The following is an 18686-nucleotide window of genomic DNA, read 5'->3' as shown; positions in this document are numbered from 1 at the left end:
TTGGTTCCCGTGGCAATACCATGATTATTTATATTCTGTGTGCCACCATTAATTATGGTATTTGTCGCGTTTCCGGCAACATCCATAACGCCGCCATTATCTATTCGGGTCGCATCAGCTTTAGCATTCGTTAAAACTGACATTGTTCCTTTATCTTTAATAATTGTCTTGTTTGCCGAACCATATGCATTTATGTCTAAATGACCACCATTTTCCAGCAACACATTGTCTGCCACGTGATTGTGGATGGAGAATGCACCTTCACTATTCGTACCGCTCACCGTCGTACCGTTAGTGTTTGTTTTTAAAATTGCACCATCGTGCTGGGTAACATTTGTTGCCGTACCACCACTAACATCAAGCACGCCACCGGAATAAATTTCAATAACATCCGAGGTGCTGGTGTAATCAACAATTTGCGTACCTCCAGAATAGATCTGAGTATATTTTGCCGTTGACTTATTATTCAAAGACTGAGTTCCACCTTCAATCGTCGTGTCCAGCGCATAGCTTTCATATACTCTTTGCTCACCGCCATTTTTAATGGTGGTTGTTTCTACTGTGCTCTGTTCAACATACTGTCGACCACCATTTATGGTTGTGTTCGTTGCCAGACTTCCTTGCGTGATGTCCTGAGAGCCAGACTTATTTATCGTTGTACTGTCGACATGCCCCTGAGTTGTTACTCGTTGGCTGCCACCATCAATGATTGTTCCATTCGCAGTCCCCCCACTTATGTGTGAATTACCCCCCTTAATTGTCGTTCCATTGCTGATACCACCTGTATAAACGTCCTGATTGCCACTCTCGATTATCGTACCTGTGGAAATACCCCCGTCATGAATTGTCTGTCTGCCCCCGTTAATGGTTGTATTATTAGCCTGCCCCACAAAATTGTTATGACCTCCTACATCTTGATATCCACCTGATTCAATAAGACTTCTATTAGATACCCCGCCATAAACATCCTGCCGGCCATGGTTGATAATATGAGTATTATTTGTTGTACCTCGTTCATCTACTTTTTGGACACCATCTACAGTCTCATCGTTTACCACACCAATAACATTAGAGGTAAAGGCCGCCATCCCGGGCGGAGCATATATCAAGGCAGATATCAATAAGGAAAGTACTGAACGGCGAAAATAATAGCGACTGGTCCTGTTCATAAATTTCATCCTCTGAAAAGTGAATACTGAGTAGCGGGTAAGCAACCTTAGCTCTGCTGCAACATCAGCCCACAGGCACCAGACCAAGGGGATTCATCCTGAAGAGACAGCGCAAGTGTATTGTGTTCACCGCTCATCAAAGACATCATGATGAAATGATGATATTCCGCATAAGAAAGAGGCATTTTTTAAACACAGTGCGCTGAAGTGTGGTTGGATAAAAAAGTCAATCTATTCAGGAAATACGGGCGTATTCTTTTCTTTCGACATTGAAGCCGTCGGAAAAATAAAATGATTTACATAATCGTTTCTGATGAATATCTTCTGCTCACATAAAAATCACACAATAATATTGAGATTGCAGATTGTTTTACTTTTACAGCTTTCGTCCCCCATTGTTGGGCAAATATTGGTAGAGTCAGAGCACGAAAGTTAATACCACGTTCTCACAGCTCCTCCAACAGCACGGCAAGATGCCGCATACTGCGCCCCAGTCGGTTCAGTTTACAGACTAGCAGTGCGTCCCCTACCGATAATGTCCTGAGCCGTTTGTTCTGTCCGGGCCTGCTGCCACGGTTATGCGCTGAAGTGGTAACTCTGAGCACGCAGTTCTTCAGTCAGGCGTGGTGCACCGTCACCCTATTATTGCTGGGTAAGATCAAAAAACTTTCAAGCAGCTAAGGAAAGTTGAACCAGACATTAGATGAAATATTTCAACCAATTACAGCACCAGTTCAGACACCGCCAACTCATCAAATAAATCAAGGGGTTACGTGAAAGCGTAGCCCCTTTTACTTTGGTAGTGACAGCAAAATGGATGTAGTGTGAAGAATAATCCCGTTTACTCAATCAATAATACATATTATTTCAATCTACGTTATTATCTCTTTGTAAAAATCGCCATTTATTTATCATTGAAAACTGCTTTTAGAACTTTATACAAGGGGCCTAGTCACAACAGGACTATTCTCAACGGGCTCATCCTCAGAGGAACTATCATCAAAGTCATCATCCATAGATGAAATACCATCGAATGGTGCCACGCCCGTGATCATTTTTATTTTTTTATTACGATCAGATAAGACTCCATTTAAACCGTTTTCGCTCACAGGCTTTAATGATTTTTCATAACTCTCATTGTTAGCAGGCGTATTAAAAATACACGGAGTATCAACATCAAACAATGACGTCCCCCAGTTCACATATTTAATATCATAGTTACTGAAGTTCTGTCCAGAAAAGAAGCACCCCTTAAAGTCCAATCCACCTAAATTATATAAACCACCCTCTTCTTTTGGGAGAGTAATTTTAATTCTGGCTATCTCCCAGACAAAATTGCCATTTTTGTATTTGAATACCGTTTCAAGATCTCCTCCAGACAGTTTGACTTCTGGAAATAATTTGAAATTAAACCCTACATTATTATGTGTGAACGTAGATGAACAAAAGATGGAAAAAGCTTGCAGTGCTGAATTATAGCTATCGATTTTATCTTGAGGCTGCGCTCTTGGTAAAAACTTATAGCAACACTCATAAAAATTAAGTAGAAACTCTGATGACCTTCCATTTTTATCAAATAATACCCGCTGAAAATGCTGCACAAACTTATTCGTTTTTTCTTGAATATCTATGGTGTGTTCCTTTGACTCTAACAAAGATGAATCCTGTTGAAGTGCATTGCTCATCTGGTTGAGGAACAACTGCATTTCTTTCAACTTATCTCCATAGTGACCTTTAACTTGCTGAGAATTTTTAGTTACAGTTGAAACCTTATCTGTGTGGTTTTCATATAAATTAGGTGATTCCATACAGTCATTTGGCGGCGTTTCTGAAATAACACTACGCGTTCTACCTGGCTGAAGTGAAGCAACATGAAAATCACTTTTTCTTATATTGTCGAATAGGGTCTGTTCATTTCTCTTAGCGCATTCAATAAACTGATCAACATTATTTTTATTAGATGACAGGTTAATTTCAGAAACCGCATTTTCTTTGTTCTCCAGATTTAGTTTAACGAGAAGGTCTTCCCACACCGTTTTTTTTAAAAATACTACGTCAGGCTCACCATCAGCAACTAACTCTTGATTATTATCAAAGTGTACGTTGTATACTTTTAATTTATTTTCATTAGCATCATATTTAATACGTTTTAATTGTTCTCCGGCTCCCATAATGACAAAAGCATTGCCTTCATGATATTTACATTCAGACATCATTTTTTGTAAAATTTCAAGAGCACCGTTATACGTCCCTGAGGCAGCTTCTTTTCAAATTAATTTTATAATACTATAAGCTAGTAACTCCATGGATTTAGAAGATTTTCTTTCATTACAATTTCCACTATTTATAAATGTGCTAGTGTTAATTTCGTTGCTTTTACTAACTAACATTGTCTTTTCCTCAGTTAATGTCTACATGACTATTTTTAATGTTATTATTGTTAGTCACTATAAAAAATCGCTCATTTGAGACAATTGCTGGCATTAACAGATTCATATGCTATACATGGTACTTTTAATTAATTTAGCACAGGAATGTTAAATTTAATAAACAAAAGGTTATTTCGCTGTATGATAAAAACCATCCGTTATAATTTATTTGTGAAAATCGTTTTTCGAGTATTAGAAATTTATATCTAAATAGCGTTGATTAATGAGCAAAGCCAGACTCCTGTAACGCTCACAAGACTCTTCTGCATGCGACGGCGGTTCTAGTCAGTAGTAGATGTTTAAGGCGTGGCAGAGACATTTCATCCTTACTCTACGGCATTGTTCTACATACATTGGTCGTGGTACTCACTCAGCATAAGTGAGCGAACAGAGAATAGTTCAGTGATTTGAGTAATTAACCTGATTAAATGAAGGGGTATAATAAATGATAATACTCTGGCTTTATCGTTAATTACTTAATTCCACATGTAAGCAATTTGCCCGCTTGGCATAGCGGGCATTTTTTCCAGGTACTTTTGAATGAGTACTGATGGATAAATACATTGCAGTGGCGTGCCACGTACCAAAACACCAGCCCTCATTCGAAACCACCCACCACACTTCTTCCTTGAAATGGCGTTAGTCGTGAAATATAGACCGCCATCGAGTACCCCTTGTACCCTTAACTCTTCCTGATACAAGAATGCTGATTTGGTGGCCCTTGCTGGACTTGAACCAGCGACCAGGCGATTATGAGTCGTCTGCTCTAACCACTGAGCTAAAGGGCCTTGAGTATGCAATAACAATACTTATAAACCACGCAATAAACATGATGATCTTATGATGTAAATAACAGATTTTTTATGCGTTCTCATCCATCCTGGGTCGTCAATACATGCGACATAAAACCCGACACCACCTCCATTCGCAAAGTCGATACTCGCAGTCAACAAGCAAATGTTAATAATTAGCACAATCTATAGTTATCATCGATTCAATGATACTTTGTAATGATTTTGTATCTAATAATATAAGTTTATTACATTAACTGAAGAGTTTTCGCATCATTATGATATCTGTTACTTTTCACCCCATAAAAATAAACTTCATATAGCAATATATTCTTTCATAGATCTTATTCTGCTAATCATTAGTTTCGTATGAGCGATTTTTGACAGTTGCCTCTCCAGACCACATCGATAATTAAAAAAACAGATTTAAGCATTATCCTTTTCCATATAAATATTGGATAAAAGTAGGACATCTGTTTGCAATTACTTTCACAACAATTAAACATTTTTATGTTTCCGTATACACCATATTACTCTACCATTAGAGGAACTTTATTATGTTTTCTATAAAACCAGGACCAAGAAATTTACCTATCGACAACCCCACATTGTTATCATGGAACATTACTGACGGGAATCTAAATTCCAAATTAAATACATTAGAATATCTAAACTGTATAACAAATATTATTAATTCTTGTGGAGTTTATCCTCAGGATTTAAAAGACAGAGAAATTATATCAACTTTTCACGCAGAAAAAGTCATTAATGATCTGTTAAAAAACGATTATAAAATTTCCCTTTTTCCAGATACAACTTACCGAGAGTTGAATAAAGCAGCACAGCGTAGCATTACAGCGCCAGACAGGATAGGAGAAGGAAAAACATGGGTTTATCAACGAGATACAATGATTGAAAGAGGTGATAACAGCGGTGTTCATCAGTATGGTCCAGCTGAACATTTCACTCACATTATATCTGACAAACCGTCTCCAAAAGATAAGTATGTTGCATATGCTATTAACATTCCTGACTATGAACTGGCAGCTGATGTATATAATATTAACGTAACGTCACCTTCCGGCCAGCAAGAAACATTTAAAATATTAATCAATCCAGAACATCTACGGCAAACACTTGAGCGTAAATCTCTTACTGCTGATCAGAAATCACAATGTGAAATCATCACACCCAAAAAACCTGGCGAGGCGATTCTTCATGCTTTTAATGCCACCTACCAGCAAATCAGGAAAAATATGGCGGAGTTTGCACGTTGCCATTATGGTTATATACAAATCCCTCCCGTAACAACTTTCCGCGCCGACGGACCAGAAACACCTGAAGAAGAAAAAGGTTACTGGTATCACGCTTATCAACCCGAAGATCTTTGTACCATTCATAATCCAATGGGAGATTTGCAGGATTTTATCGCATTGGTTAAAGATGCCAAAAAATTTGGCATCGATATCATTCCTGATTATACATTTAACTTTATGGGGATCGGAGGAAGTGGTAAAAATGATCTGGATTATCCCTCTGCCGATATACGAGCGAAGATTAGTAAAGATATAGAAAGTGGTATCCCTGGCTATTGGCAAGGTCAGGTCTTGATTCCCTTTATTATAGATCCAGTAACAAAAGAACGTGACCAAATCCATCCAGAAGATATACATCTCACTGCAAAAGACTTCGAAGCAAGTAAAGATAATATTTCTAAGGATGAATGGGAAAACCTCCATGCATTAAAAGAAAAGCGTTTAAATGGAATGCCTAAAACAACACCCAAAAGTGACCAGGTTATTATGTTGCAAAATCAATACGTTCGTGAAATGCGAAAATATGGCGTACGAGGTTTACGTTATGATGCAGCAAAACACTCAAAACATGAACAAATAGAGAGGTCGATAACCCCACCGCTTAAAAATTATAATGAGCGGTTGCACAATACAAATTTATTTAATCCAAAATATCAAAAAAAAGCTGTTATGAATTACATGGAATACCTGGTAACTTGTCCGTTAGATGAACAACAAATGTCATCGCTGCTTTATGAAAGAGATGATTTAAGCGCCATTGATTTTTCATTGCTCATGAAGACGATAAAAGCCTTTTCATTCGGTGGAGATCTCCAAACCCTTGCATCAAAACCGGGTTCCGCAATCTCAAGCATCCCATCAGAAAGACGGATATTGATTAACATCAACCACGATTTCCCTAACAATGGTAATCTTTTCAATGACTTTTTATTTAACCATCAGCAAGATGAACAATTAGCAATGGCATATATGGCCGCTCTCCCGTTCAGCAGGCCTTTAGTTTACTGGGATGGTCAGGTATTAAAATCAACGACTGAGATTAAAAATGATGATGGGTCCACTCGTGTCGGCGGTGAGGCGTGGCTTAATAAAGGTTGCTCTACCTATCAGCAGCTCTACAATGAATTCCACGCATTATATATAGATAAAGAAGGAATATGGAGCGCATTTGAGGGTGTATTTGCAACTAAAAATGTTCTGGCCTTTAGTCGTGGGGATTCTGTGAACATTAATCACTCTCCTCATGATGGACTAGTTATAATAAATAAAGGAAACGAAGAAGTTGAAGGTACCTGGCCTAACAAATTGCAACCAGGAATATATAAAAACATGGGGAGTAATAGCATTACCATTAATAATAATAATACACGCAAAAGTATTCCCCCTGGTAAAGTATTTACGCTTAGAGGCGGAGCTCTAAATATCAATATTCCTGGGCGCAGCGCTCTTCTTTTAGGGAAAACAGGAGAACCGCCGAACTATTTCTATTTGTAATTTAATGTTATATCTGCCCCGCTAAAACGGGGCAGATGATATGTTTAGTTTACTAACGGTCATTTTGCAGTGAAGCCATTTACTGTTTTTTATCGACCAGATAATCTGTTCTCTGATGGTAGCTCTCCCTAACCTGTTGCTTTAGTTATTCATTTCCTGTCTCCTTTGCCTTAATACCCTACATTAAATGTTACTAATTTGTTGCTTTTGATCACAATAAGAAAACAATATGTCGCTTTTGTGCGCATTTTTCAGAAATGTAGATATTTTTAGATTATGGCTACGAAATGAGCATCGCCATGTCACCCTACATCTCATAAGAGGATCGCTTCTGATGAATGCACTGACCGCCGTACAAAATAACGCTGTCGATTCAGGCAAGGACTATAGCGGATTCACTCTCATCCCGTCGGCGCAATCCCCGCGTCTGCTGGAACTCACCTTCACCGAACAGACGACCAAACAGTTTCTCGAGCAGGTTGCCGAATGGCCCGTGCAGGCGCTGGAGTACAAATCGTTTCTGCGCTTTCGGGTGGGTAAAATTCTTGACGATCTGTGTGCGAATCAGTTGCAACCGCTACTGTTGAAAACGCTGCTAAACCGCGCTGAAGGTGCGCTGTTAATTAATGCGGTAGGTATCGATGATGTCGCGCAGGCAGATGAGATGGTGAAGCTGGCAACGGCGGTGGCGCATCTGATTGGTCGCTCAAATTTCGACGCCATGAGTGGTCAGTATTACGCGCGTTTTGTGGTGAAAAATGTCGATAACTCAGACAGCTATCTGCGTCAGCCGCATCGTGTGATGGAGCTGCACAACGACGGCACCTACGTCGAAGAAATCACTGATTACGTGCTGATGATGAAAATCGACGAGCAAAACATGCAGGGCGGAAATTCGCTGCTGCTGCATCTCGATGACTGGGAACATCTGGAGCACTATTTCCGTCACCCGCTGGCGCGCCGTCCGATGCGCTTTGCTGCGCCGCCGAGCAAAAACGTCAGCAAAGATGTTTTCCATCCGGTGTTCGACGTCGATCAGCAGGGCCGCCCGGTGATGCGCTATATCGACCAGTTCGTCCAGCCGAAGGATTTCGAGGAAGGCGTGTGGTTGAGCGAGCTTTCAGACGCCATTGAAACCAGCAAAGGCATTTTGTCTGTACCCGTTCCCGTTGGCAAATTCCTGTTGATAAACAATCTGTTCTGGCTACATGGACGCGACCGCTTTACTCCGCATCCGGATCTGCGTCGCGAACTGATGCGCCAGCGCGGCTATTTCGCTTACGCCACTCACCACTACCAGACGCATCAGTAAGCGCAAAGGAATCGAGCGGATGTATGATTTTGTGATTATTGGCGGCGGCATCATTGGCATGTCGACCGCCATGCAACTGATTGATGTCTATCCGGATGCCCGCATTGCGTTGCTGGAAAAAGAGTCCGGCCCGGCCTGTCACCAGACGGGCCACAACAGCGGCGTGATCCATGCCGGGGTCTATTACACACCCGGCAGCCTGAAGGCGCAGTTTTGCCTGGCGGGAAACCGCGCCACCAAAGCCTTTTGCGAGCAAAACGGCATTCGCTACGACAACTGCGGCAAGATGCTGGTCGCCACGTCTGAACTCGAAATGGAACGGATGCGCGGCTTATGGGAACGCACGGCGGCGAACGGGATCGAGCGCGAGTGGTTAAACGCCGAGGAGCTACGCGAGCACGAACCGAATATCACCGGACTGGGCGGCATTTTTGTGCCGTCCAGCGGTATTGTCAGCTACCGCGAAGTGACAGCGGCGATGGCAAAAATCTTCCAGGCCAGAGGCGGCGAGATTATTTATAACGCCGAAGTCAGCGCTCTCAATGAGCATAAAAAGGGCGTGGTAATACGGACCCGTCAGGGCGGCGAATATGAAGCATCGACGCTGATTAGCTGTTCCGGGCTGATGGCTGACCGGCTGGTGAAAATGCTCGGCCTCAAGCCGGGCTTTATCATTTGCCCGTTCCGTGGCGAATATTTCCGCCTTGCGCCGGAGCATAACCAGATTGTTAACCACCTGATTTACCCCATACCCGACCCGACAATGCCATTTTTGGGCGTTCATCTCACTCGTATGATCGACGGCAGCGTGACCGTCGGGCCAAACGCGGTGCTGGCGTTCAAACGCGAAGGCTATCGCAAGCGCGACTTCTCATTTAGCGACACGCTGGAGATTTTGGGCTCGTCGGGGATTCGCCGGGTGCTGCAAAACCATCTACGCTCAGGACTGGGCGAGATGAAAAACTCGCTGTGCAAAAGCGGCTATCTGCGGCTGGTGCAAAAGTATTGTCCCGGGCTTTCGTTAAGCGATCTCCAGCCCTGGCCCGCCGGTGTGCGTGCGCAGGCAGTATCGCCGGACGGTAAGCTGATTGACGATTTTCTGTTTGTCACTACCCCGCGCACGATCCACACCTGCAATGCGCCCTCCCCGGCAGCGACATCAGCAATTCCTATTGGTGCGCATATTGTCAGCAAGGTACAAACGCTGTTGGCAAGCCAGAGTAACCCCGGACGCACGCTGCGAGCGGCACGTAGTGTGGATGCCTTACACGCCGCCTTTAATCAATAACCTTTGAAAACAGGATGTAGCGATGAAACTGAACGACAGTAACTTATTCCGCCAGCAGGCGTTAATTAACGGGGAGTGGCTGGACGCCAACAATGGCGAAGTCATCGAGGTCACTAATCCGGCAAACGGCGACAAGCTGGGTAGCGTACCCAAAATGGGCGCAGATGAAACCCGCGCCGCTATCGACGCCGCCAACCGCGCCCTGCCCGCCTGGCGTGCCCTTACCGCCAAAGAGCGCGCCAACATTCTGCGTAACTGGTTCAATTTGATGATGGAGCACCAGGACGATTTAGCGCGCCTGATGACCCTCGAACAGGGTAAACCGCTGGCTGAAGCGAAAGGCGAAATCAGCTACGCCGCCTCCTTTATTGAGTGGTTTGCCGAAGAAGGCAAGCGTATTTATGGCGACACCATTCCCGGTCATCAGGCCGATAAACGCCTGATTGTTATCAAGCAGCCGATTGGCGTTACCGCCGCTATCACGCCGTGGAACTTCCCGGCGGCGATGATTACCCGTAAAGCCGGTCCGGCGTTGGCGGCAGGCTGCACGATGGTGCTGAAGCCCGCCAGTCAGACGCCGTTCTCTGCGCTGGCGCTGGCAGAGCTGGCGATTCGCGCGGGCATTCCGGCTGGCGTATTTAACGTGGTCACCGGTTCGGCGGGCGCGGTCGGTAACGAACTGACCAGCAATCCGCTGGTGCGCAAGCTGTCGTTTACCGGCTCGACCGAAATTGGCCGTCAGTTAATGGAACAGTGCGCGAAAGACATCAAAAAAGTGTCGCTGGAGCTGGGCGGCAACGCACCGTTTATTGTCTTTGACGATGCCGATCTCGATAAAGCCGTGGAAGGCGCGCTGGCCTCGAAATTCCGTAACGCCGGGCAAACCTGCGTCTGCGCCAACCGCCTGTATGTGCAGGACGGCGTGTATGACCGCTTTGCCGAAAAATTGCAGCAGGCGGTGAGCAAACTGCACATCGGTGATGGGCTGGAAAAAGGCGTCACCATTGGGCCACTGATCGATGAAAAAGCGGTAGCAAAAGTGGAAGAGCATATCGCCGATGCGCTGGAGAAAGGCGCGCGCGTGGTTTGCGGAGGCAAAGCGCATGAACGCGGCGGCAACTTCTTCCAGCCGACCATTCTGGTGGATGTTCCGGCCAACGCCAAAGTGTCGAAAGAAGAGACGTTCGGCCCCCTCGCCCCGCTGTTCCGCTTTAAAGATGAAACCGATGTGATTGCGCAGGCCAATGACACCGAGTTTGGCCTTGCCGCCTATTTTTACGCCCGTGATTTAAGCCGCGTCTTCCGCGTGGGCGAGGCGCTGGAATACGGCATCGTCGGTATCAATACCGGCATTATTTCCAATGAAGTGGCCCCGTTCGGCGGCATAAAAGCCTCGGGGCTGGGTCGTGAAGGTTCGAAGTATGGCATCGAAGATTATTTAGAAATCAAATACATGTGCATCGGTCTTTAACTGGAGAACGCGAATGAGCAGCAATAAAGAGTTAATGCAACGCCGCAGTCAGGCGATTCCCCGTGGCGTTGGGCAAATTCACCCGATTTTCGCTGACCGCGCGGAAAACTGCCGGGTGTGGGACGTTGAAGGCCGTGAGTATCTTGATTTCGCGGGCGGGATTGCGGTGCTCAATACCGGGCACCTGCATCCGAAAGTGGTTGCGGCGGTGGAAGCGCAGTTGAAAAAACTGTCGCACACCTGCTTCCAGGTGCTGGCCTACGAGCCGTATCTGGAGCTGTGCGAGATTATGAATCAGAAGGTGCCAGGCGATTTTGCCAAAAAAACGCTGCTGGTGACGACTGGTTCCGAAGCGGTGGAAAACGCGGTGAAAATCGCCCGCGCCGCCACCAAACGTAGCGGCACCATCGCCTTTAGCGGCGCGTATCACGGGCGCACGCACTATACGCTGGCGCTGACTGGCAAGGTGAATCCGTACTCTGCTGGGATGGGCCTGATGCCGGGCCATGTTTATCGCGCGCTTTATCCTTGCCCGCTCCACGGGATCAGTGAAGATGACGCTATCGCAAGTATTCACCGAATTTTTAAAAATGACGCGGCGCCGGAAGATATCGCCGCCATCGTGATTGAGCCGGTTCAGGGCGAAGGCGGTTTCTACGCCGCGACGCCAGCCTTTATGCAGCGTTTACGTGCGCTGTGTGACGAGCACGGGATCATGTTGATTGCCGATGAAGTGCAAAGCGGCGCGGGGCGTACCGGCACGCTGTTTGCGATGGAACAAATGGGCGTGGCACCTGATCTCACCACCTTTGCGAAATCGATCGCAGGCGGTTTCCCGCTGGCGGGCGTCACCGGGCGCGCCGAAGTGATGGACGCTGTCGCTCCGGGCGGCTTAGGCGGCACTTATGCGGGTAACCCGATTGCCTGCGTCGCGGCGCTGGAAGTGTTGAAGGTGTTTGAACAGGAAAATCTGCTGCAAAAAGCCAACGATCTGGGGCAAAAGCTGAAAGACGGATTGCTGGCGATCGCCGAAAAACACACTGAGGTAGGCGACGTTCGCGGGCTGGGGGCGATGATTGCTATCGAGCTGTTTGAAGGTGGCGATCACAGTAAACCGGACGCCAAACTCACCGCCGACATCGTGGCGCGCGCCCGCGATAAAGGCCTGATTCTTCTCTCCTGCGGCCCGTATTACAACGTGCTGCGCATCCTTGTCCCGCTCACTATTGAAGATGCTCAGATCCGTCAGGGTCTGGAGATCATCAGCCAGTGTTTTGATGAGGCGAAGCAGTAGCACCGCACCCATGCCGGAGGCGACGCTTTGCGTCTTGTCCGGCCTACGGAAATGTAGGTCGGATAAGGCGTTTACGCCGCATCCGACATTCGGCGCACCATGCCGGAGGCGACGCTTCGCGTCTTGTCCGGCCTACGAGAATCCAAGTCGGATAAGGCGTTTACGCCGCATCCGACAATCTGTACGTGAACAGGAATAAATCTATGTCGGCCGGATAAGGCGGAGCCGCTCTCCGGCAAAAAGAACCAATAACAATTACACGCGTGACCCGACGCGGGAAATGTCGGGGCGCTCTCCCAAGTGACACACTTTCGAGAGGATTCAGGATGGGGCAATCATCGCAACCACATGAGTTAGGCGGCGGGCTGAAGTCACGCCACGTCACCATGTTGTCTATTGCCGGTGTTATCGGCGCAAGTCTGTTTGTCGGTTCCAGCGTCGCCATCGCCGAAGCGGGTCCAGCGGTATTACTGGCCTATCTGTTCGCCGGATTACTGGTGGTTATGATTATGCGAATGCTGGCGGAAATGGCGGTTGCCACGCCCGACACGGGTTCGTTTTCCACCTATGCCGATAAAGCTATTGGTCGTTGGGCGGGTTATACCATCGGCTGGCTGTACTGGTGGTTTTGGGTACTGGTTATCCCGCTGGAAGCCAATATCGCCGCCATGATCCTGCACTCGTGGGTTCCAGGCATTCCTATCTGGTTGTTTTCCCTCGTCATTACCCTCGCCTTAACTGGCAGTAATTTATTAAGCGTTAAAAACTACGGCGAATTTGAGTTCTGGCTGGCGCTGTGCAAAGTCATTGCCATTCTGGCATTTATATTCCTTGGTGCAGTCGCAATTAGCGGTTTTTACCCGTATGCCGAAGTGAGCGGGATCTCAAGATTGTGGGATAGCGGCGGCTTTATGCCCAATGGCTTCGGTGCGGTATTAAGCGCGATGTTGATCACCATGTTCTCGTTTATGGGCGCAGAAATTGTCACCATTGCCGCCGCGGAATCCGACACGCCGGGAAAACATATTGTCCGCGCCACCAACTCGGTTATCTGGCGTATTTCTATCTTCTATTTGTGCTCTATTTTTGTCGTCGTGGCATTAATACCGTGGAATATGCCGGGACTGAAAGCCGTTGGATCTTATCGCTCGGTTCTGGAATTGCTCAATATTCCTCATGCGAAATTAATCATGGACTGCGTGATATTACTTTCCGTAACCAGTTGCCTGAACTCGGCGCTGTATACCGCGTCAAGGATGCTCTACTCCTTAAGCCGTCGCGGTGATGCACCCGCGGTAATGGGCAAAATTAACCGCAGTAAAACCCCGTACGTGGCGGTGTTACTCTCCACCGGCGCGGCGTTTTTAACGGTGGTGGTTAACTATTACGCACCGGCGAAAGTGTTTAAATTTCTGATCGACAGCTCCGGCGCTATCGCCCTGCTGGTTTATTTAGTCATCGCCGTTTCGCAATTACGAATGCGCAAAATCCTGCGAGCAGAAGGAAGCGAAATTCGCCTGCGAATGTGGCTTTACCCGTGGCTCACCTGGCTGGTAATCGGCTTTATTACCTTTGTGTTGGTAGTGATGCTATTCCGCCCGGCGCAACAGTTAGAAGTGATCTCCACCGGTTTATTAGCGATAGGGATAATCTGTACCGTGCCGATTATGGCGCGCTGGAAAAAACTGGTATTGTGGCAAAAAACACCCGTTCATAATACGCGCTAATAATGATCAGGAGTCACACCATGACCATTACGTCTCTGGATGGCTATCGCTGGCTGAAGAACGATATTATTCGCGGTAATTTTCAACCGGATGAAAAATTACGGATGAGTTTGCTGACATCGCGTTATGCACTTGGCGTTGGGCCGTTGCGGGAAGCGCTTTCGCAACTGGTAGCAGAACGACTGGTCACGGTGGTGAATCAAAAAGGGTATCGGGTGGCGTCTATGTCAGAGCAGGAGCTGCTCGATATTTTCGACGCCCGCGCCAATATGGAAGCGATGCTGGTCAGTCTGGCGATTGCCCGCGGTGGCGATGAATGGGAGGCAGACGTTCTCGCAAAAGCGCATCTGCTGAGTAAGCTGGAGGCCTGTGACGCCAGTGAGAAAATGCTTGATGAGTGGGATCTGCGTCATCAGGCGTTTCATACGGCAATTGTGGCGGGCTGTGGTTCTCACTATTTGCTGCAAATGCGTGAACGGTTGTTTGATCTGGCGGCGCGCTATCGATTTATCTGGCTGCGGCGAACAGTGCTTTCGGTGGAAATGCTGGAGGATAAACGCGATCAGCACCAGACCCTGACTGCGGCGGTACTGGCGCGAGATACCGCGCGCGCCAGTGAGTTAATGCGCCAGCATTTACTGACGCCAATTCCCATTATCCAGCAAGCAATGGCTGGCAATTAACTACTCTTCAGGAATACGCAACACTTGCCCCGGGTAAATTTTATCCGGGCTTTTTAGCATCGGTTTATTCGCTTCGAAGATTTTATTGTACAGATTGGCATTACCGTAGACCTGTTTGGAAATGGCACTCAGAGTGTCGCCAGACTTAACGGTATAAAACTGGCTGGCAGTGGCTGGTGTCGCCGTTTTCACCTGATCATCGACACTGGCAATACCGGAAATATTCCCCACCGCAACAAGGATTTTCTCCTTCGCCTCCTGACTTAAGCCGTCACCAGTGACCGTCGCTTTGCCGTCGGCAATTTGAATATTCACTTTATCGGCATCAGGTATACCGGTTTTGTTCAAATGCTCCTGCACCTTCTTCGCCTGATCGTCTTTATCGTGCTGACCTGTAACCGCGTCCCAGAGTTTTTCTCCAGCATCTTTCACAAAATTGAACAGACCCATAGCTACCTCATTCGTTAACGGAAACACTCAGAAAGTGTAGCAGAGGAACGCGGCGCGTTAACGCCGCGGGGGTGAGGACAGGTTTAATCGCGGGTTTGCACCCAGAACGCGTGAATCAAACCGGGGATATACCCAAGCAGTGTCAGCAGAATATTAATAATGAACGCCCAACCGAACCCTTTACCGAGCAGCACGCCGAGCGGCGGCAGAATGATGGTGATGACGATTCTCCAGAAACCCATATGTACTCCCTATAAGAAAATTACTCATTGTTTAAAAAGAGATTTTATCTCTTAAGCGTAGTAATTTTAGCGGAGCCTGCCAGTTTCAGCTTACGCTTTTACTCTCATTTACGCTGCTGATGCTGGCATATGTTGTATTTTTAGTTTAGAGTTTACTTAATTTAGAAAATACTTAAATAACTATGACTGAACTCGCGCAATTACAGGCCAGTGCCGAACAGGCAGCAGCCTTATTGAAAGCAATGAGCCACCCCAAACGGTTGCTGATTCTGTGCATGCTTAGCGGTTCCCCCGGTACCAGCGCGGGAGAGCTGACGCGCATTACCGGATTGAGTGCCTCTGCGACATCACAGCATCTCGCGCGTATGCGAGACGAAGGGCTTATCGACAGCCAACGGGATGCCCAACGCATTCTATATTCCATTAAAAATGAGGCGGTAAATGCCATTATCGCCACCCTGAAAAATGTCTATTGTCCGTAAGGAGTCACTATGGCTTTGACAACCATTTCGCCGCATGATGCACAAGAATTAATCGCACGCGGCGCAAAGTTAATCGATATTCGTGATGCTGATGAATATCTTCGTGAACATATTCCTGAAGCAGATCTGGCTCCATTATCTGTGCTCGAACAGTCAGGTCTTCCGGCTAAATTACGTCGTGAGCAAATTATCTTCCACTGCCAGGCAGGTAAACGCACCAGTAATAACGCCGATAAATTAGCAGCGATTGCCGCACCCGCAGAAATCTTTTTACTCGAAGATGGGATTGATGGCTGGAAAAAAGCAGGATTGCCAGTAGCGGTAAATAAATCTCAACCCTTGCCGTTAATGCGCCAGGTGCAGATCGCCGCGGGTGGTTTAATATTAATCGGTGTTGTACTGGGTTATACCGTAAATAGCGGTTTCTTCTTATTAAGCGGCTTTGTTGGTGCCGGGTTACTGTTTGCAGGAATTAGCGGTTTTTGTGGGATGGCAAGGTTGTTAGATAAGATGCCGTGGAACCAACAAGCTTGAGAAGCGACGCCGGACGCGCCATAGCAGCGACATCCGGCCTCAGTAATTAGATCAGGAAATCGTCGAGAGATTTACCTTCTGCCAGCGCCTGAGCGATTGGCTTCGGTGTACGGCCCTGACCGGTCCAGGTTTTAGTTTCACCGTTAACATCGGTGAATTTATATTTTGCCGGACGCGGCTGGCGTTTTTTACCAGCGCGTGGTGCGGCAGCAGAGCTATTACCCAATAACTCTTCCGGGTTAATTCCGTCAGCTTTCATCAGCTCCAGCCAGGTACTAATTTTTTCCTGGCGCTCTGCCAGTTCACGCTGCTGCTGTTCTTCTTCTTCACGTCTTTCTTTAGTGACAACCCTGAATTTTTCGAGCATTTCTTCAAGAACGTCAATGGAGAATTCGCGAGCCATCGCACGGAGAGTGCGAATGTTATTTAGACTTTGTAACATTACGGACATAATAAAGGAAACCTTTTAACGCCAAAACAAAAAGTATTTCGTCGCGTAGTGTAAGCGATCACTTATTATATTTCCACAAAATTTAATCTATTTACAGTCCTGCACGAGATTATTTCAGCTGTTATTTTCTGAAACTCTCAGAATAATTTCAAGATTATATATTAGCCAATTTGATGAGTAATTTCGGTTATTGGTGAACAGAGCGGCGCTCTCTGCTCGCTAATTCCGCAAGCCTGATAAAACCAAATCGAATAAAAATGCAATATATACGAATAAAAATAAACATCACTCACTGGTGCTTTCTGCTGTTAATGTACATTGTCTGGCATAAAAAATGCTGAAAATGACCCAGTCACTGCATACACCGAATTCTCTACGCTTATAGCGTTACCTCACCCCCAAACTTTCATTAGTGAAAATAAAGATACGCCCATATCTAATTGATTTAATTAAAAATAAATCATATCAGCATGTAAAAATCCACAATGTACAAAAAACGCGCCGCTACGGAATATTTTATCTACAAAAACAGATTAAATAAAAATTTTTCACTAATTGATTAGTCATAGCCAGCGATATACGCTATGCGAAAATGCAGATGGCAATGAGATCCACTGCTTTCATCTCTATTAACGTCCCATTACGCTTTTATTAAGGAGCATTAGCATGTTCTCACCGCAGTCACGCTTGCGTCATGCAGTTGCAGATACGTTCGCGATGGTTGTTTACTGTTCTGTCGTGAACATGTGTATTGAAGTTTTCCTCTCCGGAATGAGCTTCGAACAGTCTCTTTATTCCAGATTGGTAGCGATTCCGGTGAACATCTTAATTGCATGGCCATACGGTATGTACCGCGATCTGTTTATGCGCGCGGCACGCAAAGTTAGTCCGTCGGGCTGGGTAAAAAATCTGGCGGATATCCTGGCGTATGTGACGTTCCAGTCACCGGTGTATGTGGCGATCTTGTTAGTGGTGGGCGCAGACTGGCATCAGATTATGGCTGCGGTCAGTTCAAACATCGTTGTTTCGATGTTGATGGGGGCGGTTTATGGCTACTTCCTCGATTATTGCCGCCGACTGTTTAAAGTCAGCCGTTACCAGCAGGTAAAAGCCTGACCCTTCTTTTCGCGACTGGCATCGCCAGTCGCGTCTTTAACTGGCTTCGCCAAATAAACCATTCAAATAACGTTCAAGCGCAACACGCGAACTAAAGCCATGTGGGATACCGTAATGCTCATGACGTTCACCCGCTAAATAGAGCGGAAATTGCTGGTAATGGTCGCACGTTTTAATATCGGAAGCGGGTTCAGCCAGTGTTGAACTGCGTTCTTTTAATGTTGGATGAATTACCAGAGCGGTACGTCCCATTCGCGCTTCGCGATTAACATAGACATAATTTTCCCCACGGCGGTAACCATACGCTTTCTGAGTTACCACATCGACAGTAAAACCGACTTTTTCAAGTACGCGCGCCACCTCGTCTGGTCGTAAATACATATTTGATCCTCGTTATTATCAACCGCGGGCCTACCTTACCTGATTGCGCATTCACA

Annotated in this window: 16 protein-coding genes, 1 tRNA gene and 2 pseudogenes; 10 read left to right on the top strand and 9 right to left on the bottom strand. The window is 46.4% G+C overall.

Features of this window, described 5'->3' with window-relative positions; genetic code table 11:
• The 5 genes and pseudogenes from BGE37_RS23570 to BGE37_RS23555 form a co-directional block, all read right to left on the bottom strand.
• On the bottom strand, nucleotides 1–1169 hold a 1169-nt coding region (locus BGE37_RS23570; protein ID WP_198598475.1), incomplete at its 3' end, for an AIDA repeat-containing protein.
• Nucleotides 1170–1233: 64 nt separating this feature from the next.
• A pseudogene (locus tag BGE37_RS25275) lies at nucleotides 1234–1354 on the bottom strand (ATPase).
• A gap of 264 nt (nucleotides 1355–1618) precedes the next feature.
• A pseudogene (locus BGE37_RS23565) lies at nucleotides 1619–1744 on the bottom strand (recombinase family protein); the annotation flags it as partial.
• Between the two features lie 360 nt (nucleotides 1745–2104).
• Complete coding sequence (gene ypjCB / locus BGE37_RS23560) at nucleotides 2105–3382, bottom strand: YpjCB family protein (protein ID WP_446718709.1); 1278 nt, start codon at nucleotides 3380–3382, stop codon at nucleotides 2105–2107.
• 928 nt (nucleotides 3383–4310) lie between these two features.
• A tRNA-Ile gene (locus tag BGE37_RS23555) sits at nucleotides 4311–4386 on the bottom strand.
• Nucleotides 4387–4946: 560 nt separating this feature from the next.
• On the opposite strand from BGE37_RS23555, the gene BGE37_RS23550 reads away from it, so the two are divergent.
• The 7 genes from BGE37_RS23550 to csiR all read left to right on the top strand — a co-directional run bounded on the left by BGE37_RS23550 (nucleotide 4947) and on the right by csiR (nucleotide 14974).
• A complete protein-coding gene (locus tag BGE37_RS23550; RefSeq protein WP_105288512.1) occupies nucleotides 4947–7199 on the top strand; it encodes an alpha amylase C-terminal domain-containing protein in 2253 nt (750 codons plus the stop codon).
• 334 nt (nucleotides 7200–7533) lie between these two features.
• The gene (gene glaH / locus BGE37_RS23545; RefSeq protein ID WP_105288511.1) at nucleotides 7534–8511 is read left to right on the top strand and encodes a glutarate dioxygenase GlaH; all 978 of its coding nucleotides are present in this window, start codon (nucleotides 7534–7536) and stop codon (nucleotides 8509–8511) included.
• A gap of 19 nt (nucleotides 8512–8530) precedes the next feature.
• Nucleotides 8531–9799, top strand: coding sequence for an L-2-hydroxyglutarate oxidase (gene lhgO / locus BGE37_RS23540; protein WP_105288510.1), 1269 nt, complete (start codon nucleotides 8531–8533; stop codon nucleotides 9797–9799).
• 22 nt (nucleotides 9800–9821) lie between these two features.
• A complete protein-coding gene (gene gabD, locus BGE37_RS23535; protein ID WP_046081156.1) occupies nucleotides 9822–11270 on the top strand; it encodes an NADP-dependent succinate-semialdehyde dehydrogenase in 1449 nt (482 codons plus the stop codon).
• 13 nt (nucleotides 11271–11283) lie between these two features.
• Nucleotides 11284–12564, top strand: coding sequence for a 4-aminobutyrate--2-oxoglutarate transaminase (gene gabT / locus BGE37_RS23530; protein ID WP_105277767.1), 1281 nt, complete (start codon nucleotides 11284–11286; stop codon nucleotides 12562–12564).
• A gap of 326 nt (nucleotides 12565–12890) precedes the next feature.
• Nucleotides 12891–14291, top strand: coding sequence for a GABA permease (gene gabP / locus BGE37_RS23525; RefSeq protein WP_105288509.1), 1401 nt, complete (start codon nucleotides 12891–12893; stop codon nucleotides 14289–14291).
• A gap of 20 nt (nucleotides 14292–14311) precedes the next feature.
• Nucleotides 14312–14974 (top strand): DNA-binding transcriptional regulator CsiR, encoded by a 663-nt coding sequence (gene csiR, locus BGE37_RS23520; RefSeq protein WP_000156814.1) that lies wholly within the window; start codon nucleotides 14312–14314, stop codon nucleotides 14972–14974.
• Here the strand turns inward: csiR and kbp are convergent, their stop codons facing one another.
• Both kbp and BGE37_RS23510 read right to left on the bottom strand, forming a co-directional pair.
• Nucleotides 14975–15424 (bottom strand): potassium binding protein Kbp, encoded by a 450-nt coding sequence (gene kbp / locus BGE37_RS23515; protein WP_000522415.1) that lies wholly within the window; start codon nucleotides 15422–15424, stop codon nucleotides 14975–14977.
• An 83-nt stretch (nucleotides 15425–15507) separates the two neighbouring features.
• Complete coding sequence (locus BGE37_RS23510; protein WP_000508177.1) at nucleotides 15508–15666, bottom strand: YqaE/Pmp3 family membrane protein; 159 nt, start codon at nucleotides 15664–15666, stop codon at nucleotides 15508–15510.
• A 182-nt stretch (nucleotides 15667–15848) separates the two neighbouring features.
• On the opposite strand from BGE37_RS23510, the gene BGE37_RS23505 reads away from it, so the two are divergent.
• A complete protein-coding gene (locus BGE37_RS23505) occupies nucleotides 15849–16148 on the top strand; it encodes an ArsR/SmtB family transcription factor (protein ID WP_000137280.1) in 300 nt (99 codons plus the stop codon).
• Between the two features lie 9 nt (nucleotides 16149–16157).
• The gene (ygaP, locus tag BGE37_RS23500; protein ID WP_001229453.1) at nucleotides 16158–16682 is read left to right on the top strand and encodes a thiosulfate sulfurtransferase YgaP; all 525 of its coding nucleotides are present in this window, start codon (nucleotides 16158–16160) and stop codon (nucleotides 16680–16682) included.
• A 46-nt stretch (nucleotides 16683–16728) separates the two neighbouring features.
• Here ygaP and stpA read toward each other — a convergent pair whose 3' ends face one another.
• The gene (stpA, locus tag BGE37_RS23495) at nucleotides 16729–17133 is read right to left on the bottom strand and encodes a DNA-binding protein StpA (RefSeq protein WP_000115383.1); all 405 of its coding nucleotides are present in this window, start codon (nucleotides 17131–17133) and stop codon (nucleotides 16729–16731) included.
• 666 nt (nucleotides 17134–17799) lie between these two features.
• On the opposite strand from stpA, the gene alaE reads away from it, so the two are divergent.
• Nucleotides 17800–18249, top strand: a complete 450-nt coding sequence (alaE, locus tag BGE37_RS23490; protein WP_000492661.1) for an L-alanine exporter AlaE — start codon at nucleotides 17800–17802, stop codon at nucleotides 18247–18249.
• Between the two features lie 36 nt (nucleotides 18250–18285).
• Here alaE and BGE37_RS23485 read toward each other — a convergent pair whose 3' ends face one another.
• On the bottom strand, nucleotides 18286–18630 hold the full coding sequence (locus tag BGE37_RS23485) for a DUF2002 family protein (RefSeq protein ID WP_000281320.1): 345 nt from the start codon (nucleotides 18628–18630) through the stop codon (nucleotides 18286–18288).
• Between the last annotated feature and the right edge of the window lie 56 nt (nucleotides 18631–18686).

It is taken from the genome of Escherichia sp. MOD1-EC6300 (assembly GCF_002965045.1).
Classification (GTDB): Bacteria; Pseudomonadota; Gammaproteobacteria; order Enterobacterales; family Enterobacteriaceae; genus Escherichia; species Escherichia coli_F.
This window is presented reverse-complemented; position numbering and strand designations above follow the sequence as displayed.